The sequence below is a fragment of the Paracoccus niistensis genome (assembly GCF_042432925.1).
Taxonomy (GTDB): Bacteria; Pseudomonadota; Alphaproteobacteria; order Rhodobacterales; family Rhodobacteraceae; genus Paracoccus; species Paracoccus niistensis.
Genome location: NZ_JBHLWE010000029.1, coordinates 25,194 through 47,783, shown reverse-complemented (window position 1 = coordinate 47,783; position 22,590 = coordinate 25,194). Strand labels below are relative to the sequence as shown.

The 22,590-nt window shown below is 67.8% G+C and carries 26 protein-coding genes; 7 read left to right on the top strand and 19 right to left on the bottom strand.

Annotation, left to right across the window (positions count from 1 at the left end):
* Positions 1–42 precede the first annotated feature (42 nt).
* From ACFFII_RS08775 to rplO, 19 genes are all read right to left on the bottom strand, one after another.
* On the bottom strand, positions 43–921 hold the full coding sequence (locus ACFFII_RS08775; RefSeq protein ID WP_377698511.1) for a calcium-binding protein: 879 nt from the start codon (positions 919–921) through the stop codon (positions 43–45).
* Between the two features lie 24 nt (positions 922–945).
* Positions 946–1,689: an amino acid ABC transporter ATP-binding protein gene (locus ACFFII_RS08770; RefSeq protein WP_217629639.1), complete on the bottom strand. Its 744-nt coding sequence runs from the start codon at positions 1,687–1,689 to the stop codon at positions 946–948.
* Positions 1,690–1,737: 48 nt separating this feature from the next.
* On the bottom strand, positions 1,738–3,195 hold the full coding sequence (locus tag ACFFII_RS08765; protein WP_377698510.1) for an amino acid ABC transporter permease: 1,458 nt from the start codon (positions 3,193–3,195) through the stop codon (positions 1,738–1,740).
* A 1-nt stretch (position 3,196) separates the two neighbouring features.
* Entirely contained in the window at positions 3,197–4,456 is a 1,260-nt protein-coding gene (locus ACFFII_RS08760) for an amino acid ABC transporter permease (protein ID WP_377698508.1), read from the bottom strand.
* Between the two features lie 119 nt (positions 4,457–4,575).
* Positions 4,576–5,601, bottom strand: coding sequence for an amino acid ABC transporter substrate-binding protein (locus tag ACFFII_RS08755; protein ID WP_377698506.1), 1,026 nt, complete (start codon positions 5,599–5,601; stop codon positions 4,576–4,578).
* A 129-nt stretch (positions 5,602–5,730) separates the two neighbouring features.
* Positions 5,731–6,480, bottom strand: coding sequence for an ATP12 family chaperone protein (locus tag ACFFII_RS08750; protein WP_377698505.1), 750 nt, complete (start codon positions 6,478–6,480; stop codon positions 5,731–5,733).
* Positions 6,477–7,133, bottom strand: coding sequence for an HAD-IA family hydrolase (locus tag ACFFII_RS08745; RefSeq protein ID WP_377698504.1), 657 nt, complete (start codon positions 7,131–7,133; stop codon positions 6,477–6,479). The genes ACFFII_RS08750 and ACFFII_RS08745 overlap by 4 nt, the downstream gene beginning before the upstream one ends.
* Positions 7,130–8,167, bottom strand: a complete 1,038-nt coding sequence (locus tag ACFFII_RS08740; RefSeq protein ID WP_377698503.1) for an RluA family pseudouridine synthase — start codon at positions 8,165–8,167, stop codon at positions 7,130–7,132. The genes ACFFII_RS08745 and ACFFII_RS08740 overlap by 4 nt, the downstream gene beginning before the upstream one ends.
* Entirely contained in the window at positions 8,164–8,529 is a 366-nt protein-coding gene (gene crcB / locus ACFFII_RS08735) for a fluoride efflux transporter CrcB (protein ID WP_377698502.1), read from the bottom strand. The genes ACFFII_RS08740 and crcB overlap by 4 nt, the downstream gene beginning before the upstream one ends.
* A 31-nt stretch (positions 8,530–8,560) precedes the next feature.
* Positions 8,561–9,886, bottom strand: coding sequence for a replication-associated recombination protein A (locus ACFFII_RS08730; protein ID WP_377698501.1), 1,326 nt, complete (start codon positions 9,884–9,886; stop codon positions 8,561–8,563).
* Positions 9,887–9,943: 57 nt separating this feature from the next.
* Positions 9,944–10,537, bottom strand: coding sequence for an acyl-homoserine-lactone synthase (locus ACFFII_RS08725; RefSeq protein ID WP_090751987.1), 594 nt, complete (start codon positions 10,535–10,537; stop codon positions 9,944–9,946).
* Between the two features lie 73 nt (positions 10,538–10,610).
* Entirely contained in the window at positions 10,611–11,222 is a 612-nt protein-coding gene (locus ACFFII_RS08720; protein ID WP_090751990.1) for an autoinducer binding domain-containing protein, read from the bottom strand.
* 195 nt (positions 11,223–11,417) lie between these two features.
* The gene (gene rplQ, locus ACFFII_RS08715) at positions 11,418–11,843 is read right to left on the bottom strand and encodes a 50S ribosomal protein L17 (protein ID WP_090751992.1); all 426 of its coding nucleotides are present in this window, start codon (positions 11,841–11,843) and stop codon (positions 11,418–11,420) included.
* A 161-nt stretch (positions 11,844–12,004) separates the two neighbouring features.
* Positions 12,005–13,021: a DNA-directed RNA polymerase subunit alpha gene (locus ACFFII_RS08710; protein WP_377698500.1), complete on the bottom strand. Its 1,017-nt coding sequence runs from the start codon at positions 13,019–13,021 to the stop codon at positions 12,005–12,007.
* A gap of 118 nt (positions 13,022–13,139) precedes the next feature.
* A complete protein-coding gene (gene rpsK, locus ACFFII_RS08705) occupies positions 13,140–13,529 on the bottom strand; it encodes a 30S ribosomal protein S11 (RefSeq protein WP_036704563.1) in 390 nt (129 codons plus the stop codon).
* Between the two features lie 15 nt (positions 13,530–13,544).
* A complete protein-coding gene (gene rpsM / locus ACFFII_RS08700) occupies positions 13,545–13,913 on the bottom strand; it encodes a 30S ribosomal protein S13 (RefSeq protein ID WP_090751997.1) in 369 nt (122 codons plus the stop codon).
* 151 nt (positions 13,914–14,064) lie between these two features.
* Complete coding sequence (locus ACFFII_RS08695; RefSeq protein WP_377698499.1) at positions 14,065–14,757, bottom strand: adenylate kinase; 693 nt, start codon at positions 14,755–14,757, stop codon at positions 14,065–14,067.
* Positions 14,758–14,779: 22 nt separating this feature from the next.
* Positions 14,780–16,150, bottom strand: coding sequence for a preprotein translocase subunit SecY (secY, locus tag ACFFII_RS08690; RefSeq protein ID WP_377698498.1), 1,371 nt, complete (start codon positions 16,148–16,150; stop codon positions 14,780–14,782).
* A 146-nt stretch (positions 16,151–16,296) separates the two neighbouring features.
* Positions 16,297–16,788, bottom strand: a complete 492-nt coding sequence (gene rplO, locus ACFFII_RS08685; RefSeq protein WP_377698497.1) for a 50S ribosomal protein L15 — start codon at positions 16,786–16,788, stop codon at positions 16,297–16,299.
* A 197-nt stretch (positions 16,789–16,985) separates the two neighbouring features.
* On the opposite strand from rplO, the gene ACFFII_RS08680 reads away from it, so the two are divergent.
* The 7 genes from ACFFII_RS08680 (at position 16,986) to ACFFII_RS08650 (ending at position 22,575) form a co-directional block, all read left to right on the top strand.
* Positions 16,986–17,834, top strand: coding sequence for a LysR family transcriptional regulator (locus ACFFII_RS08680; RefSeq protein ID WP_377698496.1), 849 nt, complete (start codon positions 16,986–16,988; stop codon positions 17,832–17,834).
* A 214-nt stretch (positions 17,835–18,048) separates the two neighbouring features.
* Entirely contained in the window at positions 18,049–18,885 is an 837-nt protein-coding gene (locus ACFFII_RS08675) for a methylamine utilization protein MauF (protein ID WP_377698495.1), read from the top strand.
* Positions 18,886–18,994: 109 nt separating this feature from the next.
* A complete protein-coding gene (gene mauB, locus ACFFII_RS08670; protein ID WP_377698494.1) occupies positions 18,995–20,338 on the top strand; it encodes a methylamine dehydrogenase (amicyanin) large subunit in 1,344 nt (447 codons plus the stop codon).
* Positions 20,339–20,343: 5 nt separating this feature from the next.
* Entirely contained in the window at positions 20,344–20,901 is a 558-nt protein-coding gene (locus tag ACFFII_RS08665) for a MauE/DoxX family redox-associated membrane protein (protein WP_377698493.1), read from the top strand.
* 1 nt (position 20,902) lies between these two features.
* Positions 20,903–21,502 (top strand): methylamine dehydrogenase accessory protein MauD, encoded by a 600-nt coding sequence (mauD, locus tag ACFFII_RS08660; protein ID WP_377698492.1) that lies wholly within the window; start codon positions 20,903–20,905, stop codon positions 21,500–21,502.
* A gap of 46 nt (positions 21,503–21,548) precedes the next feature.
* Entirely contained in the window at positions 21,549–22,118 is a 570-nt protein-coding gene (gene mauA / locus ACFFII_RS08655; protein ID WP_377698491.1) for a methylamine dehydrogenase (amicyanin) small subunit, read from the top strand.
* Positions 22,119–22,179: 61 nt separating this feature from the next.
* The gene (locus tag ACFFII_RS08650; protein WP_377698490.1) at positions 22,180–22,575 is read left to right on the top strand and encodes an amicyanin; all 396 of its coding nucleotides are present in this window, start codon (positions 22,180–22,182) and stop codon (positions 22,573–22,575) included.
* Positions 22,576–22,590 lie beyond the last annotated feature (15 nt).

Sequence of the window (22,590 nt, the reverse complement as noted above, 5' to 3'; positions counted from 1 at the left end):
CCAAGGGCCGGTCCAAAGACCAGGAAGACAGGGATCAGGATCTCATGCAGGCTGGCCGGCCGAGCTGGCCCGGGCCACGAGGTCGATGTTCCCGACTTCATCCGCATCGGTGTCCTGCAACACGGCCACGACCCGGCCGTCCACCACCAGATGAGCATCCGCGCCGGACTGGACCACATCCACCTCGGGCGGGTTGTCGGGGCTGCCGACGTAACTCACCACGATCTCGTCGTTGTCGCGGTTCCAGTCCACGATCCGCGCGGCGCTTTCCAGCTCCGCGTCCATGACAAAGCGGTCGTCGCCGTCGCCGCCGTCGCCAGTGTCGCCCGCGCCCAGCGTCAGCTCGTCATCGCCGTCGCCGCCGTAAAGCACATCGACCACCGAGGGGTCGCCCGAGCCGCCGTCGTTCGCAGCCAGCGTGTCGTCGCCGTCCCCGCCGCGCAGCGTCACCTGCCCGCCCTCGGCCGTCAGCAGGTCGTCGCCTTCCTCGTCATCGTCGGAATCGTCGCCCCAGACCTCGTGGTTGCCGCCATTGACGGTGATGGTGTCGTCGCCGCTGCCACCCTCGATCCAGTCGTTGCCTTCGTCGATGCCGCTGCCGGGCGCGCCATAGACGTCATCGCCCGAACCCAAAAAGACGCGGTCGTCGCCCGCGTCGGCGATCACCGAATCGTCGCCTGTACCGGCATAGATCCAGTCATCGCCCGCGCCGCCGTCGATCGTGTCGCGCCCCTCGAAGCCGCGGATGATCTCGGCTCCGTCGGTGCCCGTGATCTCCTCGCTGCTGTCGTCGCCATCGGTGATCGGCAGGTCGGGGATATCCTCGCCCGTGTCGAATTCCTCGTCGTCGTCGCTGGACATGAGGCTGCCCAGCGCGGCGATCCCCAGCGCCCCAAGCAGCAGAAGATACATCTGACTCATCCGATCACCCCCTTCTTTTGTCCCTCAATGCCCCAGAATCTGACTGAGGAACAGCTTGGTGCGATCGGACTTCGGATTGTTGAAGAACTCCTGTGGCGTGTTCTCCTCGACGATCTGGCCCTGGTCCATGAAGATCACCCGGTGCGCGACCGCCTGGGCGAAGCCCATCTCGTGCGTGACGCAGATCATCGTCATGCCGCCTTCGGCCAGCTCGATCATGGTGTCCAAGACCTCCTTGATCATCTCGGGGTCCAGCGCGCTGGTGGGTTCATCGAAGAGCATGATCTTGGGCTTCATGCAGAGCGAGCGGGCGATGGCCACGCGCTGCTGCTGGCCGCCCGACAGCTGTCCCGGATACTTGTGCGCCTGGTCGGGGATGCGGACCTCGCGCAGGAAATGCATGGCCGTCTCCTCAGCCTCGCGCCGGGGGATCTTGCGGACCCAGATGGGGGCGAGGGTGCAGTTCTCCAGCACGGTCAGGTGGGGGAACAGGTTGAAGTGCTGGAACACCATCCCGACCTCGGACCGGATCTTGTCGATGTTCTTGATGTCGTTGGTCAGCTCGATCCCGTCCACGGTGATGCGGCCGGACTGGTGTTCCTCGAGCTGGTTGATGCAGCGGATCAGCGTCGATTTCCCCGATCCCGAGGGACCGGCGATCACGATCCGCTCGCCCCGCCGCACGGTCAGGTCGATGTCGCGCAGCACGTGGAAGCTGCCGTACCACTTGTTCAGCTTCTCGATGCGGACGGCGATCTCGGACCCCATCGCGGGGGCCGGCCGAGGTTGGGTGTTCAGGTCGGTCATGTCAGCCCCTCAGCGGTGGTCGGTCTTGAGCCGCCGTTCCAGGTACATCGCGTACCGGGACATGGCGAAGCACAGGATGAAGAAGATGGCGCCGGTGAAGACGTAAGGTTCCCAATAGGCGCCCTTCCAGGCGAAGGTCGCGCGGATCGTGTCGGCCATCTGCTTGAGCGGGTCGAAGAGGCCCACGAAGGTGACCAGCGTGGTGTCCTTGAAGACCCCGATGAAGGTGCCGACGATGCCGGGGATCGAGATCTTCAGCGCCTGCGGCAGGATGATCAGCCGCTGCGCCTGCCAGTAGGTCAGCCCCAGCGAATCCGCGCCCTCGTACTGCCCGCGCGGCAGGGCGGCGAGGCCGCCCCGGATCACCTCGGCCATGTAGGCGGCCGCGAACAGCGTCACCATGATGATGACCCGCAGGATGATGTCGAAATTCGTGCCCGGCGGCAGGAAGTAGTTCAGCAGGATCGAGGCCACGAACAGCAGCGTGATCAGCGGCACGCCGCGGATGAACTCGATGAACATGACGGCCAGCGTCCGCACCACCGGCAGGTTCGACTGCCGCGCCAGCGCCAGGATGATGCCCAGAGGCAGCGACATGACGATCCCCGAGACGCCGATGGTCAGCGCCAGAAGGAAACCGCCGAAGGACCGCGATTCGACTGGCGCCAGCGCCAGCGGAATCAGGCCCTGCAGGCCGGCCGCAACACGCGGCCCCAGCGCCGCCCACCACCAGACGGCCGCCACGACGCCCAGGGCAAGCCCCAGCAGTCCCACGCCGAGGCGCGCGCCCAGGCGCCAGACCACCAGCGCCAGGGCGAAGCCCGCCAGCACGGAAACCGGACTCCAGATCGAACCGCCCCACAGCATCCAGACGGCAAGGAAGGGATAAAGGACGCTGAAGCCCAAGGCCCGGCGAGGCGCGTATTCGATCAAAGCCGCCAGCGCCACGAAGCCCGCGCCCACGGCCAGCAGCGCGCGGCCGGGCGCGCCCAGCGCCACGCAGGCGGCAAAGCTTGTGACCGCGCTGACCGCCAGCACCGTCCAGCGCAGGCGGCGGCTTTCGGAAAACAGGATCGGCGCCACCGCGAACATCATCAGCCCGAAAACGGCGGTCGGGCGCCAGTAATGCTCGGCCGGGTAGAAGCCGAAGATGAACTGGTTCCAGCGCTCGCGGATGATGGCGAAACAGGCGCCGGTCGTGCCCTCGCCGTGGCGCTCGGCGATGATCTGGCGGCATTCGCCGATGCTGGAGGCGTTCCAGACGGCATTGGCGAACCAGGGCCACAGGTGCGAGACAATCCCCCAGACGGCGGCCAGCCCGGCCAGCGTCAGCAGGATGTTCAGCGGCCCCGAAAACAGGTTCTCGCGCAGCCACAGCACCACGCCCGACTGCCGCGCGGGCGGGGCCGCGGGCGGCAGCATCGTGTCGCGAACGAAGGGGACGGTTTCGGCATGGACCTCGCTCATCTCAGCGCTCCTTCAGCCGGACACGGGAATTGTAGAGGTTCATGATCGCCGAGACGATCAGGCTGATGGCAAGGTAGATGCCCATCATCAGGATCATCGACTCCATCTCGCGCCCCGTCTGGTTCAGCGTCGTGCCGCCCAGCGTCGCCCGCAGGTCGGGATAGCCGACCGCGATCGCCAGCGAGCTGTTCTTGGTCAGGTTCAGGAACTGCGAGATCAGCGGCGGGATGATGACCCGCAGCGCCTGCGGCAGCACCACCAGCGCCATGATGGGGCGCGGACGCAGGCCCAGGGCGGCTGCCGCCTCGGTCTGGCCGCGGCTGACGGCCAGGATGCCCGCGCGCACGATCTCGGCGATGAAGGCGCCGGTATAAAGCGACAACGCCAGCAGCAGCACCACGAAGCCGTTGTCGAGATTCATGCCGCCCGCGAAGTTGAAGCCCCGCAGCTCCGGCGCGACCAGGTGGATGCCGAAAAGCTGCATCAGCCCCAAGATGGGCAGCAGATACAGCAGGACCGAGATCCACAAGGTCGTCGGCCGCCGCCCGGTGCTGTCCTGCCGTTCCTGCGCCCAGGCGCGCAGCCAGCGATGGATCATCCAGGCGGTCAGCAGCGCCAGGGCGAAGGCCACCACCATCGCGTCGATCTGCAGCCCCAGCACCGACACGGGGCCGGGATCATGTTCCGCCACGATGGCGGGGACGGCGGTATAACGGTTGGTGGGGGCGATGGTGCCGAACAGGATCATCTCGGCCCCGGCTGTCCCGTCCTCGGCCACGCGGTAGTCGCGGGGGGCGGGCATCACCTCGGTGAACAGCGCGAGGATCACCAGGATCCACAGCAGCAGGGGCACGTTGCGGAAGATCTCGACATAGACCGTCATCAGCCGTGCCACGAGCCAGTTCCGCGACAGGCGAAGCACGCCCGCGAAAACGCCCAGGATCGTGGCGAAAAGGCAGCCCAGCGCCGACACCAGCAGCGTGTTTAGAAGCCCCACCATCGCCGCGCGGAGGTGGGTCGAGTTCGAATCGTAGGGGATCAGGCTGAAGGGGATGTCATAGCCCGAGCGATTGGTCAGGAAGCCGAAATCGAAGGTCTTGCCCATGCGGGCGAGGTTCTGGACCGTGTTGTTCACCAGCCAGGCCGCGACCGACATGACAAGGATGAAGACCAGCGCCTGGATCAGCAGGGCGCGGTAATGGCGGTCGTGGATCAGCATGGACAGCCGGAACGGCTGCCCTGCCCCGGGTGCAGGCGCCATGAGCGTATTTCTCCCAGTTGGGCCGGGCAGATCTTTGCGTCCACCTCGGCCGGGCCGTGTCGTTCAGCCGGAACGAAGCGCCCCGCCGCGCAGGTCAGCGGGGCGGGGCGTCAGGGTTCTCAGCGGAAGGGCATCGCGTACATCAGGCCGCCTTGGGTCCACAGCGCATTCAGCCCGCGCGGCAGCCCGATGGGGGTCTGCTCGCCGATGTTGGCGGCGAAGATCTCGCCGTAGTTGCCCGAGGCGGCGATGGCGCGCTTGGCCCATTCCTTGTCCAGCCCCAGCATCGCGCCGTAGTCGTCGGTCGCGCCCAGCATCCGCTGCACGTCCGGGTTGGTCGAGGACCGCGACAGTTCCTCGAGGTTGGCCGAGGTGACGCCGTATTCCTCGGCCGAGATCAGCGCGTAAAGCGTCCAGCGGACGATGTCGCCCCAGTTGTTGTCGCCGTGGCGGACCGCCGGCCCGAGCGGCTCCTTCGAGATGATCTCGGGCAGGATGACGTGGTTGTCGGGATCGGCGAAGGCCGCCCGCGTCGCGGCCAAGCCCGAGGCGTCGGTGGTGTAGGCGTCGCAGGCGCCGGCCATGTACTGCTGCTCGCCTTCGGCGTTCGAATCGATGTTGACCGGCTGGTAGGTCATGTTGTTGGCCTTGAACCAGTCGGCGAGGTTCAGTTCCGTCGAGGTGCCGGTCTGGATGCAGATGGTCGCGCCGTCCAGTTCCGTGGCCGAGCTGACCCCCAGGTCCTTGCGGACCATGAAGCCCTGCCCGTCGTAGTAGTTGACGCCCGCGAAATCCATCTTGAGGTCGGTGTCGCGCTGGAAGGTCCAGGTCGAGTTCCGGGCCAGCAGGTCCACCTCGCCCGAGGTCAGCGCGGTGAAGCGGGTCTGCCCGGTGGTGGGCACGTATTTCACCTTGGAAGGATCGCCCAGCACGGCGGCAGCGACCGCCTTGCAGACGGCGATGTCGAAGCCCGACCAGTTGCCGTTCGCATCCGGCGCGGCAAAGCCCACAAGGCCGGTGTTCACGCCGCAGTTCAGCACGCCGCGCTGCTTGACCTGCGCGAGGGTGTCCCCCTCGGCCGCAAGCGCCACGCCCGCGGTCAGCGCCGAAGCCGCCACCGTGGCCAGGAAAGCCGTATAACGCATGAAAGTCCTCTCTGCTGTCGGCCGGATCTGCGCCCGGCGCGGTTCCGCGGGTCGGCGCCCCGGCCCGGCCCCGGGCCGCACCTCGGCGCGCCCCGCCTGACCCTCATACTGCCGGTCGGATCGCGTCCGTCAAGCGTCAGGCTTGGCCGCGCTTTCGGACCCTGCGTCCGCAGGGGCGAGAAGCGCAAGCAGCCGCGCGGCGTTGCGCAGGGCCTGCAGCCGGTCCCCGGCGGCGATGTCGGCTTCCTCGTCGCGGCCCCAGATCTCGGCCTGGTGCTCCTCGTCGATGCGCGACAGGCGATGCGCGGCCTCGGCGTCCAGCCGGCCTTCCAGCACGGCCAGCCCCAGCACCAGCGAGCCGGACAGCGTCACCAGGTCATGCAGCGCGGTCAGTTGCCAGGGCGTGAGCCCCCCCAGCCGCGCCCGCAGCCGATCCAGCGCGGCCTGTTCCTGCGTGACCGGGATCACCCCCTGCGTGACCCGCAGGGCCGCCCCCAGATCGTCGCGCGCCCAGTCCAGCCAGGGGTTCCAGCCTTCGGCCTGGCGCACGACCAGTTCGACCGGGTGCTCGGCGCGATAGCACAGAAGATCGGTGCCGCCGTATTCGGCCAGCATGTCGGCCACGGCGTCGAACTGCGGCGCGACCCGCTCGATGGCCGAGTTCGCGGCGCGCGTCAGAGGCATCGCGCCGGGGTCGATCGCGTCGGTCTGCGCGTCCCATTCGGCGGCTACCGCCTGCGCCAACGCAAGGGTCGGCATCACAAGGGGCAGCTTGCCCGGCGTGCGGACCGGGCGGCCGTCCAGCCGGACCTCGTAGCCGCCCTCGACGGCCGCGACCTCGGCCTGCGTCCAGAACCGGCGCGCCTTCCATTCGCTCATGCTGCCCACTCCTCGATCAGATCGGAAAGCTCGGGAAAGTCGCGGGCCACGGCCAGGGCGCCCGCCTGCGCCAATTCCTCGGCCGGATGATGCCCCCAGGCGACGCCGAAGGATGCAATGCCGGCGTTCCCCGCCATGAGGATGTCGAAGCTGGTGTCGCCTATCATCACCGCGCGATCCGCATGGGCGCCGCTGTCGTTCAGGCAGGACAGGATCATTCCCGGCGCGGGCTTCGAGGGATGGCCATCGGCGCAATGGGTGGCCACGAAATAGCGCCCGAGGTCATGGGCGGCCAGCAGCGCGTCCAGCCCCCGGCGCGACTTGCCCGTGGCGACCGCCATCAGCAGGTCGTCCCGCGCGGCCAGCCGGTCGAGGCAATCCCGCGCGCCGGGAAACAGGGGCGATTCGCCTTCGCCCCGCGCGGCGCCATAGTGGCTGCGATAGCCCTCGACCACGGCATGACGGGTCGCCGGGTCATGATCCGGCAGCAGGGTTTCCACCGCCACCCGCAGCGACAGGCCCACGATGCCGCTGACGGTGCGATCCGGCAGGGGGGCCAGTCCGGCAGCGGCCATGCCGGCGGCCATCGAGTCCATGATCATCGCATGGCTGTCCACCAGCGTGCCGTCGATGTCCCAGATGACAAGCTTCATTCTTCCTCGAACGGGTCTGCGGGCACGTCGCGTTCCGACCAGCCCAGGGTCTTCCAGGTCCGCGCCATGTGCTCGGGCAGGGGCGCGGTCAGGGTGATGCGCTTGCCCGTGATCGGGTGGTCGAAGCTGATCGAGCGCGCGTGCAGGTGCAGCTTGCGGCTAATCTCGCCGCCCAGCTGCGCGCCCCAGCCGTCGCCCAGGTTTTCCTGCCCCGAGCCGCCATACTTGCCGTCGCCGATGATCGGGTGGCCGAGTTCGGCCATATGCGCCCGCAACTGGTGCGTCCGCCCGGTGACGGGAACCAGCGCGGCCCAGGAGACGCGGGTGCCGAGGCTGTCCAGCACGGCGTAATCGGTCGTCGCGCGCTTGGCGCCCTCGGTCTGGTCGACCTTGGCGGGGTGGACGCAGATCATCTTCTCGCCCTCGCCGCCGCGCCCGTGACCCGGCGCCTTGACCAGCCCGAAGCGGACGGTGCCCATCTTCGGCGAGGGCACGCCCGCGACGGCGGCCCAGTAGATCTTGCGGGTGGTGCGCGCCCGGAAGGCCTCGGACAGGCGCCGCGCCACACGGTCGGTGCGCGCCAGCAGCAGGACCCCCGAGGTATCCTTGTCCAGCCGGTGCACCAGCTTGGGCTTTTCCTTGTAGCCGAACATCAGCGCGGGCGTCAGGCCGTCCACGTGACGCTCGCCCTGCCCCGAGCCGCCCTGGCTGGGCAGGCCCGGCGGCTTGTTGATCGCGATGATATGCTCGTCGCGCCAAAGGACCGCCGCTTGGATCATCTCGGCATCGCTTTCCCGCAGGCGCGGGGCGGCAGGGGCCGGCGCGGCGTCGGGCAAGGGCGGGACGCGCACCTCCTGCCCCGGCTCGATGCGGGTTGCGGGCTTGACCCGGCCTGCATCGACGCGGATCTGGCCGGTGCGGCACAGCTTCTCGATGGCGATCTGGTTCAGTTGCGGAAAGCGCTTCTTCAGCCAGCGGTCGAGCCGCTGCTCGCCCTCGTCATCGCCCACGCGGATGGTCTGGACGCCGCTCATGCCACACGCCCCAGGACAAGCCCCGCCACCAGCGCGGCGAGCGACAGGATGACGCTGGCGCCGACATAAAGGGCGGCAATGCCCCCCTGCCCCTTCTGCCACAGCGCAACCGCGTCCAGCGAAAAGGCGGAAAAGGTGGTGAAGCCGCCCAGCAGCCCCGTCAGTAGGAAGGGCGCCCAGGCGCCGTCGCGTCCCAGAGCCGCCACCAGCAGCCCCATCAGGAACGAGCCCGCGACGTTCACCGCCAGCGTCGCCCAAGGGAAGGCAGGCCCGAACATGCGCGCCGCGCCGAGGTTCACGCCATAGCGCGCCGAGGCGCCGAGGGCGCCGCCCAGCGCCACCTGAAATACCGGAGTCATCATCCCGCTGACCTGTAGGCGCGCCTGCGCAAAGTCAACCGCCGCGCTTGAGCCGCTGGCTCACGAACCAGTCGAGCCGCTTCTTCAACTCGCGCTCGAATCCCCGCTCGACCGGCGTGTAGAGGACGGGGCGCTTCATGCCCTCGGGGAAATAGTTCTGGCCCGAGAAGCCGTCCTCGGCGTCGTGGTCATAGGCATAGCCCGCGCCATAGCCCTGTTCCTTCATCAGCCGGGTTGGCGCGTTCAGGATATGGGCGGGAGGCATCAGGCTGCCCGTGCGTTTTGCTTCGGCCCGCGCGGCCTTGTAGGCGGCATAGCCCGCGTTCGATTTGGGCGCGAGCGCGAGATAGATCACCGCCTGCGCCAGCGCGAGTTCCCCCTCGGGCGAGCCTAGCCGCTCATACAGCGCCCAGGCGTCGAGGCAGTGGCGCTGGGCGGCAGGGTCCGCGAGGCCGATGTCCTCGACCGCCATGCGGGTAATGCGGCGAGCGAGATAGCGGGGGTCCTCGCCGCCTTCCAGCATCCGGGCAAGCCAGTAGAGCGCGGCATCCGGGTCCGAGCCGCGGACGGATTTGTGCAGGGCCGAGATCAGGTTGTAATGCTCGTCCCCCGACTTGTCGTATTTCGCCGCCCGCCGCATCAGGCGGCGCGACAGCTCGTCGGGACCGAGAGGGCGGTCGACCTTCCAAGCCATGACCTGCTCGATCAGGTTCAGGGCAGCGCGGCCGTCGCCGTCGGCCATGGCCAGCAGCGCCTCGCGCGCCTCGCCGGTCAGGGGCAGCGCCCGGCCCATCTCGCGCTCGGCCCGCTGGGCGAGCAGTTCGAGGTCGGAAAGCTCCAGCCGCTTCAGCACGATCACCTGGGCGCGGCTGAGAAGGGCGGCGTTCAGTTCGAAGGAGGGGTTCTCGGTCGTGGCGCCCACCAGAAGGATCGTGCCGTCCTCCATATGGGGCAGGAAGCTGTCCTGCTGCGCCTTGTTGAAGCGGTGGATCTCGTCCACGAACAGCAGCGTCCCCCGCCCCCGGCGATGCAGCATCCGGGCGGTGTCAAAGACCTTCCGCAGTTCGGCGACACCCGAGAAGATCGCCGAGATCTGCACGAAATCCCGGTCGGTCTGGTCGGCCAGCAGCCGTGCGATGGTGGTCTTGCCGACCCCCGGTGGCCCCCAGAGGATCAGCGACGACAGGCTGCCTGCCGCCAGCATCGCCCCCAGAGGGCCGTCCGGGCCCAGCACCTCGCCCTGGCCGATGACTTCGGCCAGCCGCCGCGGGCGGATGCGGTCCGCCAGCGGCCGATGCGCCGAGGGCGCGGTGCCCGGCTCGGGGTCGTCGGGCATGAGATTGTCGAAAAGATCGGCCATGGCGGGCAGATTACGCTGCCCGCCACGCGGTGGGTATCCCCCACCCTTGCCGGGGCATCAGTGCATCTTCGGAACAAGGTTGATCGACACGCACTGGTTTTCTTCGCCTTCAATCAACATGACCCGGCCGATCGCCTCGGCATCGAGCCCGCAGCGCCCGTACCAGCGCGGCCAGGTGGCGCCGGTCAGGGCGATCAGCCGCGTGGCGCCCAGTTCGCGCGCCGTCTTCGTCATCGCGCCGGCCATGGCCATGTGGACCTTGCGGCGGATCGCCATGGGGGTCGAATGGTTGACGAAGACGCGGGTGCATTCCCACACCTGCGGATCGACGGGCGCTTCTTCATACAGCAGGTCCTGCGGGATGGTGCCGCCCAGGACACCCCGCTGCGCGTCGCGGATCATGTAGGAATAAACACCGCACTGCGCCGTGGTGGGCGTCAGGCGGAAGCCACCCAGCACCTGGTCGGCACCGTCGTGGACCGCGACCCAGCGGCTGGCCGGGGTGTCATACTGATCAAATTCCATTCCATCCGCCTGCGGCAGATCCCAGTTCTTCTGGACGATGAAGCTCTGGCGGCGGGCGCGGAACAGGTTGGCAAACAGTTCGCCGTGGTTGTGAAGATTGCTGAAGGAAAGGGTGGTGGTCTGCATGGTCTTCTCCGTGGGTTGAGGGATTTGGCCCCCCGGAGCGACCGCGGTTGAAGTTTGTCTTGGGCGAGCGTTCCTATAGCAGCCGGTAATCCTTGGCTCGTTGCAGTGCCTCGGCCGTAGTCTTGGCCATCAGCCGTTCGCGGGCCGAGATCAGACGGGCCTTGAACGCACTTTCCGTGATGCCGAGCTTGGCAGCCGCTGCCGCGTGGCGATCGCCCTCCGCGATACATCGAAGGGCCTCTTGCTGAGCCTTCGTCAGGCTCTCCGGCGGCTCGGTGATGTCGTGGAGCCGTCGTACCATCGTCGAGATCGTCTCGATCTCGTCATCCTTGAATTCGCGCGTGCCGTTGGCAAAGCTCGCGATGGTGCGCGACTTGATGGGCCCGCAGGACAGCGTCAGCCCGTAGGTCAGCCCGTGACTGGCGGCGTCCGCCAGGATGCCGAAGGGGTCGGGGATCGGCATGGCCGACCAGCGGACCGCGCCCGTTGTCGAAAACCCCCAGGCGATCGTGGGATCCCGCAGCGCATAGGCGTTGCTGGAATAGCGTTCCGCCCAGGTTTCCGGATAGGTCTGGAACTGCATGATGGGCGCGGCGAAGCGAATGTGCAGGCCGATGTAATAGCCCTTGGGCGCCAGCTTCTGCAGACGGGCCAGGGTGGCGGAAATTTCAGCTCTGGATGACATATCTTTTTAGACAAATTGCAACCAACAAGGTCAACAGAGATTATATGGATGCAAGGCGCCCGACTTGCCACGCACTCCTATGGTCTAACGGGCGACTGGTTAGTTTTCGGTAAACGGTGGTGCAAAATAACCCGCGCAGCGGTGCTGCGCGGGTTATTGAATGACGCAACGTCAAGGTGACGTAAAGGGGTGGCCTCAGGCCGGGAAGTCGGCGTCCGCCTCGGCTTCCAGGCGGGCGCGGTCGGCGGCACCCTTGGCCGAGGTGTCACGATCGACGAACTCGATGATTGCCATCGGCGCCATGTCGCCATAACGGAAGCCGGCCTTCAGCACGCGGACATAGCCGCCCTGACGGTTGGCATAGCGCGGGCCGAGGATCTCGAACAGGCGCGCGACATGCTGGTCCTGCTTGAGCTGGGCGGCCGCCTGGCGGCGGGCGTGCAGGTCGCCGCGCTTGGCCAGCGTGATCAGCTTTTCGATGATCGGGCGCAGTTCCTTGGCCTTGGGCAGGGTGGTCTTGATCTGCTCGTGCTCGATCAGCGAGCCGGCCATGTTGGCGAACAGCGCCTTGCGGTGTTCGTGGGTGCGGTTCAGGCGGCGGTAGCCACGGGCGTGACGCATGATGAATCTCCGTTTACGTCTTTTGCTTTGTCCGGCAGCCCATGCGTGCGGGCCGCTCTCCTTGGGGCAGGAATGCCCGGTCTTGCGGGGGCACAGGGCCTGCACAACTCATGCACACTTGATGCACAGGTGATGCAGACGGGGCCGCGCCCCCGAATTTCTCAGAACTGGTCGTCGAAGCGCTTGGCGAGGTCCTCGATGTTCTCCGGCGGCCAGTCGACCACGTCCATGCCAAGATGCAGGCCCATGCCCGACAGCACTTCCTTGATCTCGTTCAGCGACTTGCGGCCGAAGTTCGGGGTCCGCAGCATCTCGGCCTCGGTCTTCTGGATCAGGTCGCCGATATAGACGATGTTGTCGTTCTTGAGGCAGTTGGCCGAACGGACCGACAGCTCGAGCTCGTCCACCTTCTTGAGCAGGCGCGGGTCGAACTCCAGACCGTCCTCGGCGTCCTGGCTGCGGGCCGACTCGGGTTCCTCGAAGTTCACGAAGACCGACAACTGATCCTGCAGGATGCGCGCGGCATAGGCCACGGCGTCCTCGGGAGTCAGCGAGCCGTCGGTTTCCACGCGCATGGTCAGCTTGTCATAGTCCAGCACCTGGCCCTCGCGGGTGGGCGTAACCTCGTAGGAGACGCGCTTGACCGGCGAGAAGATGGCGTCGATCGGGATCAGGCCGATGGGCGCGTCCTCGGGGCGGTTCTTGTCGGCGGCGACATAGCCTTTGCCGATGGCGACCGTCAGTTCCATGTTCAGCTCGGCGCCCTCGTCGAGGTGGCAGATCACATGGTCGCGGTTCAGCACGGTGATGCCGGCGGTTTCGGTGATCTGGCCGGCCTTGACCTCGCCCGGGCCCTTGGCGGAAAGCGTCAGGCGCTTGGGCCCGTCCACGTCCATGCGGAGCGTGACGCCCTTGAGGTTCAGCACGATGTCGGTCACGTCCTCGCGCACGCCCGGCACCGAGGAGAACTCGTGCAGGACGTTGTCGATCTGCACGCTGGTGATGGCCGCGCCCTGCAGCGAGGACATCAGCACGCGGCGCAGCGCGTTGCCCAGGGTCAGGCCGAAGCCCCGCTCCAGCGGCTCGGCGACCAGGGTGGCCACGCGGGCCGAGTCGCCGCCCGCGCGGATGTCGAGCTGCGCGGGCTTGATCAGCTCGGCCCAGTTCTTGTGGATCATGCGATTTCCTCCATTCCTGTTTCCGGCCCCATGACCAGCCGCCGGAAACGCCCGAGGCAAAATGCGAAAGCCGTCCCGCGCCGATCGATGCGGCGCGGGACGGGTCAATGTGGTGTCGTCAGACGCGCCGGCGCTTGGGCGGGCGGACGCCGTTGTGGGCGATCGGCGTCACGTCGCGGATCGCGGTGATGTTGAAGCCGACGGCGGCCAGCGCGCGCAGCGCCGATTCGCGGCCCGAGCCGGGGCCCTGGACCTCGACCTCGATGGTGCGCATGCCGTGTTCCTGGGCCTTCTTGCCGGCATCTTCGGCGGCCATCTGGGCGGCATAGGGGGTCGACTTGCGCGAGCCCTTGAAGCCCATGGTGCCGGCCGAGGACCAGGCGATGGCGTTGCCCTGCACGTCCGAGATCAGGATCTTGGTGTTGTTGAACGACGAGTTCACATGCGCCACGCCGGTGGCGATGTTCTTGCGTTCCTTGCGCTTCATGCGCGTCTTGTCGCGTGCCATGACTCTCGCCCTCCCTTACTTCTTCTTGCCGGCGATGGGTTTCGCCGGGCCCTTGCGGGTGCGGGCGTTGGTGTGGGTGCGCTGGCCGCGCACGGGCAGGCCGCGGCGGTGGCGCAGGCCACGGTAGGAACCGAGATCCATCAGGCGCTTGATGTTCATCTGCGTTTCGCGGCGCAGGTCGCCTTCGACGGTCAGGTTGGCGTCGATGTATTCGCGGATCTGCAGGACTTCGGCGTCCGACAGCTCGTTCACGCGGCGCGCGCGGTCGATGCCGACCGCCTCGCAGATCTGTTCGGCATTCAGCGGGCCGATGCCGTGGATATATTGCAGCGCGATGGGAACGCGCTTCCCGGTCGGGATGTTGACGCCAGCGATACGGGCCAAGTCCGTTCTTCCTTTACGTTGCGCTTCCGTAATCCCGGAAGCTTTTTTCACAACCAATGGCCCGCGGCGTCGTGCCGTCGGGCCATCGCTTCACCCCGGATGGGTGATTCTCGAATGAGATGACTGCGGTTAATGGATCACGGGCGGCCCGTCAACCGCCGGCCGATCGGACCTTGCCCGCCGTGCCGGACCCGAGGCCGTCCATGATGGCCGCGACCTGGGTGCCCACCTCTTCCATGGAGGCCATGCCGTCCACGGGCGCCAGTGTCTTCTTGGCGTAATAGTAGCCGACCAGTGGCGAGGTCTTCTTGTAGTATTCCATCAGCCGCGTCTTGAGGCTTTCGGCATTGTCATCTGCCCGGCGGCGCAGGTCGGTCGAGCCGCAGACGTCGCAGCTGCCCTCTTTCGCGGTGGGCTTGGTCCGGTCGTGATAAACCTCGCCGCAGCTGCCGCAGGTGAAGCGGCCGCTGATGCGGTCCACCAGCGCCTCGTCATCGACCTGCATCTCGATCACCGCGTCGATCCTGCGGCCCATGCCCGACAGAAGCTCCTCCAGCGCGTCGGCCTGGGGCAGCGTGCGGGGAAAGCCGTCGAAGATGAAGCCGGGGGCGTCCACCGTGTCCAGCTTCTCGCGGATCAGGCCGATGACGATCTCGTCGGTGACGAGCTGGCCGCGGTCCATCACGTCGGCCACGACGCGGCCCATCTCGGTGCCCGAGCTGCGCGCCTCGCGCAGCATGTCGCCGGTGGACAGCTGGACGAGGCCCCGTTCCTCGACCAGCGTGCGGGCCTGGGTGCCCTTGCCCGCGCCGGGCGGCCCCAGCAGGATGATGTTGATCGTCACGCGTCCCCCCCTCGGTGGCTGATCAGCGGCGGGCGGGCAGGCGACGGGGCTTGGGTTCCCCGGCCTTGCGCTTGCCGCGCAGCTGCGACCGTTCGATCAAAGCCTCATACTGATGGGCAAGCAAGTGGCTTTGAACCTGGTTGATGGTGTCCATCGTGACCGAGACGATGATCAGCACCGAGGTGCCGCCGAAGTAGAAGGGCACCGAGAACCAGTCGCGCACAACCTCGGGCAGAAGGCAGACCAGCGCGAGATAGAGCGAGCCGATCACCAGCACCCGGTTGACCACGTAGTCGAGGTATTCCTCGGTCCGCTTGCCCGGGCGGATGCCGGGAATGAAGCCACCCTGGTTCTTGAGGTTCTCGGCGACGTCGTCCGACTTGAAGGCCACGTTCTGGGTATAGAAGTAGCTGAAGAAGATGATCATCGCCGCGAAGAACAGCAGGTAGAGCGGCTGTCCGGGTCCGAAATAGGCCAGGATCGTGGACATCACGGGCCCGGTCTGGTTGCCCGAGAAGGTCGAGATCGTCACCGGCAGAAGCAGCAGCGAGCTGGCGAAGATCGCCGGGATGACGCCCGCCGGGTTCACCTTCAGCGGCAGGTGGCTCGACTGGCCGTCATAGATCTTCATGCCGACCTGGCGGCGGGGATACTGGATGCGGATCTTGCGCAGCGCGCGTTCCATGAAGACCACGAAGGCCATGACCGCGATCACAAGGGCGATGATGCCCAGGATCACCGGGGTCGAGATCGCGCCCGAGCGCCCCTGGGCGAAGAACTGCGCCAGGTGGCCGGGGATCTCGGCCAGGATGCCGACATAGATGATGAGGCTGATGCCGTTGCCGATGCCGCGGGCGGTGATCTGCTCGCCCAGCCACATCAGGAACATGGTGCCGCCGACCAGCGTGATGATGACGGCCGCGCGGAAGAACCAGCCCGGATCATGGGCCATGCCGCCCGCCTCCAGGCTGAGCGCGATGCCATAGGCCTGGAACAGCGCCAGGACCACCGTGCCGTAACGGGTGTACTGGTTGATCTTCTTGCGGCCCTGCTCGCCTTCCTTCTTCAGCTGTTCCAGCGAGGGAACCATCGCCGTCAGAAGCTGCACGATGATCGAGGCCGAGATATAGGGCATGATGCCCAGGGCGAAGACGCCCATGCGGCCCAGCGCGCCGCCCGTGAACATCGACAGGATGCCCCCGATGCCGGCCTGCGCCTGCTCCATGAAGGTGCGCAGCGCGCCGCCGTCGATGCCGGGGACCGGGATATAGGTGCCGAGCCGGTAGATGATCAGCAGACCGATGGTGAACCAGATGCGGCTCCGAAGCTCGGTCGCGCGGCCCAGCTGTCCCCAGCTGAGGTTCGCGGCCATCTGTTCTGCGGCTGACGCCATGAGTGCCCTCGTCTATCGCCCACCCGCAAAAGGGGGGACCGGATTTGGCAGCGCCGCCGGACCGTTTCCGGTGCGGCGGCGCCTTTGGAAAAACTCACCGCTATCTAGGCGGCGCGCCGCACCGCTTCAACAGCTTATTCGGCCGCTCACTCGGCGGTGGCGTCGTCCTGCGCGGCCGCGGGACGGGTCAGCACCAGCGAGCCACCGGCAGCCTGCACGGCCGCGGCGGCCGAGCCCGAGGCGCCCGACAGCGTCAGGTTCAGCGCGGTGGTCAGCTGGCCCTTGCCCAGCAGGCGGATGCCGTCGCGCTTGCGCTTGGTGGCGCCGGCCGCGATCAGCGCGTCCTCGTCCACCGAGGCGCCGGCCGTCAGCTTGCCCGCGTCCACCATGGCCTGCAGCTGGCCCAGGTTGACCACGGCGAATTCCAGCCGGTTCGGCTTGGTGAAGCCGCGCTTCGGCAGGCGGCGGTACAGCGGCATCTGGCCGCCTTCGTAGCCGTTCAGCGCCACGCCCGAACGCGAGGTCTGGCCCTTGATGCCGCGGCCGGCGGTCTTGCCCTTGCCCGAACCCGGGCCGCGCGCCACGCGCTTCTTCTTGCGGGCGGCGCCTTCGTTGTCGCGCAGTTCATGCAGTTTCATGTCGCTATCTCCCTTGCCGGAAGCACCCCAACAGCGACAAAGGGGCGCACGCGGCGTGATGAATCGAAGAATCGCCGCGAAAACCCCAAGGGGCCGGCGACCGCATGCATCTACAGCCCGCGCGCGCCCGGCGCAAGACCGGACTGTTCGCGGGCCGCGCGCCTGGGGTATCACGCCCTGCGAAAACGGGGGGCGCGATGAACTGGGACGACCTGCGCGTGGTGGCCACGATCAACCGCACCGGCTCGTTCACGCGCGCCGCGGCCCTGCTGGAGGTGGACGAGACGACGATCTCGCGGCGGCTGGCCCGAATCGAGGCGACGCTGGGGATCACGCTCTTTGCCGCCAGCCACGGGCGGCGCGAGCCGACCGAGGACTGCCGCCGCATCCTGCGCCACCTCGCGGTGATGGAGCAGGCGAGCGAGGAGATCGGCGCGATCCTGACCGCCCCCAGTGCCGCCCAGCGCCGGCTGCGGCTGTCCACCATCGGCGCCATCGCGCATTTCTACCTGGCCCCGGCCCTGCCCGAACTGCTGGAAGCCGAGGGGGAACTGGCCCTGTCCATCGACATCTCGGACCACAACATCGCCATGTCGCGCTGGGAGGCTGACTTCGCCCTGCGCCTGGGGCGTCCGAGCCGGGGCGATTTCACCGTCCGCCGCATCGGGATGCTGCAATTCGCGCTGGTCCGGCCCAGCGATCCCGACGTCAGTCCCCTGCTCGTTGCCTATCCCGAGGTGCTGATGGAAACGCCCGAGATGCAGGCGCTGCGGTCGCTTCTGGGCGATATCCGGCCCCGGCTGGAAACCTCGGACCTGGGGCTCACGCGGCGCTTCCTGGCTTCGGGGCGCGGCATCGGCGTCGTGCCGGACCGGCTGGCCCGGACGCTTGCCGGGAACCCCGCCCTCGAGATCGAGCCGCTGGAGGTCACGCGCGATGTCTGGCTGCTGTCGCAGCCGCATCTGCGCGACGATTCCCTCGCCCGGAGCGTGTCCGAATGGTGCACCCGGCAGTTCGCATCCATGCCGCCTCAGTCAAAGGTCTGATCCGGCAGGCCTCTGCCGGGGCGCCGATCAAAGCACAGTATGCAAATGAATACAGGGGGTTGGGGAGATACGACCGCGATCCTGCAGAAACGCAGCCCCTCACTGCGGAAATACACGTTTACGATGTGCGACCTTACGTCACAGTTGCCTGAGAATTAGGCAGCGGACGGGTAAGGAGGATGCCCCCCGCTGCCGGAGAGAGGGAGGGCGCAGCGTGGCTTTGATCGACAGGTTCCCTGAAATGGTGGAAGGGCAGTCGGGGGTTCCCGACTGCCAGGTCTTCGCCGAAGGGTTTTCCGGCACGGCACGGGCGGCGATCCTGGGGGCCTCGGCCATTGCGGGGGCGGCGGGCGGCCTGGCCATGGCCGGCGCCCCCGACATCCGCGCGGCGGTCTGGGGAGTGCTGGGCGTCTCGGCCATCGCGGGGGGTGTGCTCTCCACCTGGTCGCCCTGCGGCTATTCCTCGATCTCGCTGCTGCGGCCCACCGGGCGCGGGGCGAAAGCGGTGGCCGACTGGCTGCCGACCTTTGCCATGCACGGTGCGGGTTATGCGCTGGGGGCGCTGATCCTGGGCACCGCGCTGGGCGGCATCGGGGCGATCCTGGGCTTTGCGGGCTTCGGCACGGCGGCGCTGGTGATGCTGGCGCTGGTCGGGCTGATCTACGGCGCGCATCAGCTGGACTTCCTGCGCGTGCCCTATCCGCAGCGCCGGGCGCAGGTGCCCCATGACGCGCGGGTGCGGTTTTCCAAGCCGGTCGTCGGCGGCCTTTACGGGCTGGCGCTGGGGCTGGACTACATGACCTATGTGCAGACGCCGCTGCTGTACCTGATCACGCTGGCGGCGGTCCTGACCGGCAACATCCCCGAGGCCATCGCGCTGATCGCGCTGTTCAACCTCGGCCGCTACCTGCCGGTCGCGGCCAGCGCCCTGCCGGTCAACGACTACCAGATCCAGGCCTGGCTGGCCCGCAACCAGGAACGCGCCGCCATGGCCGACGGGGCGATCCTCGTCGCGCTGGGCGCCGCCTTCGCGGTGGCCGCGCTGGCCTGATTTCCACCGGATTCATGAAACCGGACTGCGCGGCCCACCCGCGCAGCCAGCACCACGCTGCCATCAATGGGAGGACAGGATGGTCGAAGCAGGCCAAAAGCCGCGGATCTTGCGCGCATCTTTCGTCGGGGCGGGGCTGACCTGCTCGCTTCTCGCCCTCAGCGCGGCCTGGGCCCAGACGCCCGCCCCCGCCGAAGGCCAGCCGCCGGCGGCCGAGGCTCCTGCCGCCCCGGCGCCCGCGGCTGACGCCGCCCGCGCTGCGACCGGCGCAGCCGCTGCCGATGCGGCCGCGACCTCTGCCACCCCGGCCGAGGGCCAGACCCACGGCCAGCGCGCCGCCGCCGAGGCTGCCGCCGCCCTTGCCGCCGGCGAGGACGACGAGCCGGTGATCCTGGAAGCGCCCGCGCCGAACGCCCGCCGGGTCTATGTCAACGACTCGGCGCATTTCGCCTCGCTCACCCAGCAGTTCGTGATCGACACGGAAGAAGGCCGGGTCATCGCCATGACCGACAGCGGCTTCCTGCCGAACCCGGTCGTCTCGGACGACGGCTCGGTCTATGCGCAGGTCAGCACCACCTATTCGCGCATCTCGCGGGGCGAGCGCGAGGATTACGTCGAGGTCTTCGACCCCGTCACCTTCAATCCCGTCGCCGACATCACCCTGCCGGTCGAGGCGCACCGCTTCCTCGTCGGCACCTATCCCTGGATGTCGGCGCTGACGCCCGACAACAAGACGCTGCTTTACTACCAGTTCTCGCCCGCCCCCGCCGTCGGCGTGGTGGACCTGGAAGGCAAGGCCTTCCGCCGGATGCTGGAAGTGCCGGACTGCTACCACATCTTCCCGACCGCGGCCGACAACTTCTTCATGCACTGCCGCGACGGGAGCCTGGCGCGGGTGCAGTTCGACGCCGCTTCCGACGCCGAGCCGCAGGTCACCCACAGCGCGGTCTTCCACCCCGAGGACGAGTATCTGATCAACCACCCGGCCTATTCGCAGAAGACCGGGCGGCTGGTCTGGCCGACCTACGAGGGCAAGATCTACCAGTTCGACCTCTCCTCGGGCGAGCCGCAGGCGCTGAACACCATCGACGGGCTGACCCAGGAGGAGCGCGCGGACAACTGGCGGCCGGGCGGCTGGCAGATCGTGGCCTATCACCGGCCGTCGAACCAGATCTACATGCTGGTCGACCAGCGCGCGGAATGGACCCACAAGACCCCCAGCCGCCATGTCGTCGTCATCAACGCCGAGACGGGCGAGCGCGTCGCCAGGCACGAGCTTGGTCATGACATCGACTCGGTCGCGGTCAGCCAGGACGACGATCCGCTGCTCTACGGTCTCTCGACCGGGGCCAAGACCCTCTACATCTACGACGCCGAAACGGGCGAGGAGCTGCGTTCCGTGAACCAGCTGGGCCACGGCCCGACCGTCATCAGCCTTTCGGACATGGGCTGAGGCGCATGCTGCACGAGCTTCTTGCCAATCCCGCGGCTCTGCTGGCGATCCGCGTCTTCCTGGCGCTGGTCTTCGCCACGGCCGCGCTGTCCAAGCTGGGCCACGCCGAGGAATTCCATGGCGTCGTCCGCAACTTCCGCATCCTGCCCGACGGGGCGTCCCGCGTGACCGCGCTGGTGCTGCCGGTGGTGGAACTCGCCGTGGCGGCGGGCCTGCTGATCGGGGCGACGGCGGTGCCTGCCGCCATCGCCGCGGCGGCGCTGCTGGCGGTCTTCGGGGCGGCCATCGCGGTCAACGTGCTGCGCGGGCGGACCTGGATCGACTGCGGCTGCTTCCGCAACGGGCTGAAGCAGCAGGTCGGCTGGGCGCTGGTTGGGCGCAATGCGCTGATGGCCGCGGCGGCGCTGGCGGTGGCGGGGCTTCTGCCCGCCGCCCCCGGTCCGATGCTGGCCGAGGCGCTGGTCGGCCTGATGGCCGGGCTGACCGCCATGATGCTCTACCTCAGCGCCACGGCGCTGGGGGGCCTGCGGGCCGCGCAAACCACGACGTCGAAAGGACGCTGACATGACCAATCTTCTGATCGTTTCCAACGTCCTGCTGTGGGTGGCCTTCCTGGGCGTCACGGTGGTGATGCTGGGTCTGATGCGCCAGGTCGGGCTGCTGCACGAGCGTTCGTCCCCGATGGGCGCGATGATCACCGACCACGGGCCCGACATCGGCGACAAGGCACCGGAACTGGACCTCAAGGACTTCGCGGGCCGCGCCGTCAAGATCGGCGGCCCTTCGGCCGACGGGCGCCAGACCCTGCTGATGTTCACCGCGCCGACCTGCCCTGTCTGCGACAAGCTCTTCCCGATCATCAAGTCGATCGCGCGGGCGGAAAAGATCTCGGTCGTGATGATCTCGGACGGCGCGCCGGAAGAACACCGCCGCTTCCTCGACAGCCACGACCTGGGAGAGATCCGCTATGTCGTCTCGGCCGAGGCGGGAATGGCCTTCCAGGTCGGCAAGATCCCCTACGGCGTCCTTCTGGACCCGCAGGGCGTCATCCGCGCCAAGGGCCTGACCAACACGCGCGAGCATCTGGAAAGCCTGCTGGAGGCCGACAAGACCGGCTTCGCCTCGCTGCAGCAGTACATCGCCAGCCGGAAGAAGGCGGCCTGACCGGCTGCCATCCGCAACCCCGCAAGGAACAAGGGAGGAGACTTCGATGCTGGGGAACTTCAGGTTCGACGACATGGTCGAGAAGATGTCGCGGCGCGTGGCAGGACGGACCAGCCGCCGCGGCGCCATCGGCAAGCTGGGCACCGTCATGCTGGGCATCGGCCTGGTGCCGCTCTTGCCGGTGGACCGCCGCGGGCGCGTCAGCCGGGCGAACGCCGCCACCCCCGAGCCGGGCGCGCCGAGCCCCCGCCAGGGCTTCACGCCGCAGGACCATGACATCCAGGCCTGCGACTACTGGCGCCACTGCTCGATCGACGGCAACGTCTGCGACTGCTCGGGCGGCTCGCTGACCAGCTGCCCGCCGGGCACCAAGCTGGCGACGGCGTCCTGGGTGGCCAGCTGCTACAACCCGACCGACGGGCAGAGCTACCTGATCGCCTATCGCGACTGCTGCGGCGCCAACGTCTCGGGCCGCTGCCCCTGCTTCAACACGGAAGGCGAGCTGCCCGTCTATCGCCCGGAATTCGGCAACGACATCATCTGGTGCTTCGGGGCCGAGGACGACGCGATGACCTATCACTGCACCATCTCTCCGATCGTCGGCCGCGCCGGCTGATCGAGAGCGCCGGAGGGGCGGCTCCCCTGCCCTTCCGGCCCCTGAACCCAACGGAGCCATCATGACCCTCGCCACCAAGACCCGCACCCTGCTGACCGCCCTCGCGCTGACCGGCTTCGGCACGCAGATGGCGCTGGCCGACAAGATCTCGGTCCTGACCGAAGCCCCGGCTCCCGCCGCCGAGGCCCCCGCCGACGCAGTCGTCGTGAACATCGCCAAGATGAAATACGAACAGCCCGAGGTGACCATCAAGCCCGGCCAGACCGTCACCTGGATCAACACCGAGGCCATGCCCCACAACGTCGCCTTCAAGGCGGGCGTGGTCGGCGAGGCCAAGATGGACGGGGCGATGATGAAAAAGGACCAGTCCTATTCCATCACCTTCAACGAGGCGGGCACCTATGATTACCACTGCACGCCCCACCCCTTCATGAAGGCCAAGGTCATCGTCGAGTGAGGTGAGGAGCCAGCG

Bases quoted from the DNA above. Each gene is read 5' to 3' on its own strand.
- ACFFII_RS08775 (WP_377698511.1), bottom strand. From the start codon at position 921: ATGAGTCAGATGTATCTTCTGCTGCTTGGGGCGCTGGGGATCGCCGCG.
- ACFFII_RS08770 (WP_217629639.1), bottom strand. From the start codon at position 1,689: ATGGGGTCCGAGATCGCCGTCCGCATCGAGAAGCTGAACAAGTGGTAC.
- ACFFII_RS08765 (WP_377698510.1), bottom strand. From the start codon at position 3,195: ATGAGCGAGGTCCATGCCGAAACCGTCCCCTTCGTTCGCGACACGATG.
- ACFFII_RS08760 (WP_377698508.1), bottom strand. From the start codon at position 4,456: ATGGCGCCTGCACCCGGGGCAGGGCAGCCGTTCCGGCTGTCCATGCTG.
- ACFFII_RS08755 (WP_377698506.1), bottom strand. From the start codon at position 5,601: ATGCGTTATACGGCTTTCCTGGCCACGGTGGCGGCTTCGGCGCTGACC.
- ACFFII_RS08750 (WP_377698505.1), bottom strand. From the start codon at position 6,480: ATGAGCGAATGGAAGGCGCGCCGGTTCTGGACGCAGGCCGAGGTCGCG.
- ACFFII_RS08745 (WP_377698504.1), bottom strand. From the start codon at position 7,133: ATGAAGCTTGTCATCTGGGACATCGACGGCACGCTGGTGGACAGCCAT.
- ACFFII_RS08740 (WP_377698503.1), bottom strand. From the start codon at position 8,167: ATGAGCGGCGTCCAGACCATCCGCGTGGGCGATGACGAGGGCGAGCAG.
- crcB (WP_377698502.1), bottom strand. From the start codon at position 8,529: ATGATGACTCCGGTATTTCAGGTGGCGCTGGGCGGCGCCCTCGGCGCC.
- ACFFII_RS08730 (WP_377698501.1), bottom strand. From the start codon at position 9,886: ATGGCCGATCTTTTCGACAATCTCATGCCCGACGACCCCGAGCCGGGC.
- ACFFII_RS08725 (WP_090751987.1), bottom strand. From the start codon at position 10,537: ATGCAGACCACCACCCTTTCCTTCAGCAATCTTCACAACCACGGCGAA.
- ACFFII_RS08720 (WP_090751990.1), bottom strand. From the start codon at position 11,222: ATGTCATCCAGAGCTGAAATTTCCGCCACCCTGGCCCGTCTGCAGAAG.
- rplQ (WP_090751992.1), bottom strand. From the start codon at position 11,843: ATGCGTCACGCCCGTGGCTACCGCCGCCTGAACCGCACCCACGAACAC.
- ACFFII_RS08710 (WP_377698500.1), bottom strand. From the start codon at position 13,021: ATGATCCACAAGAACTGGGCCGAGCTGATCAAGCCCGCGCAGCTCGAC.
- rpsK (WP_036704563.1), bottom strand. From the start codon at position 13,529: ATGGCACGCGACAAGACGCGCATGAAGCGCAAGGAACGCAAGAACATC.
- secY (WP_377698498.1), bottom strand. From the start codon at position 16,150: ATGGCGTCAGCCGCAGAACAGATGGCCGCGAACCTCAGCTGGGGACAG.
- rplO (WP_377698497.1), bottom strand. From the start codon at position 16,788: ATGAAACTGCATGAACTGCGCGACAACGAAGGCGCCGCCCGCAAGAAG.
- ACFFII_RS08680 (WP_377698496.1), top strand. From the start codon at position 16,986: ATGAACTGGGACGACCTGCGCGTGGTGGCCACGATCAACCGCACCGGC.
- ACFFII_RS08665 (WP_377698493.1), top strand. From the start codon at position 20,344: ATGCTGCACGAGCTTCTTGCCAATCCCGCGGCTCTGCTGGCGATCCGC.
- mauD (WP_377698492.1), top strand. From the start codon at position 20,903: ATGACCAATCTTCTGATCGTTTCCAACGTCCTGCTGTGGGTGGCCTTC.
- mauA (WP_377698491.1), top strand. From the start codon at position 21,549: ATGCTGGGGAACTTCAGGTTCGACGACATGGTCGAGAAGATGTCGCGG.
- ACFFII_RS08650 (WP_377698490.1), top strand. From the start codon at position 22,180: ATGACCCTCGCCACCAAGACCCGCACCCTGCTGACCGCCCTCGCGCTG.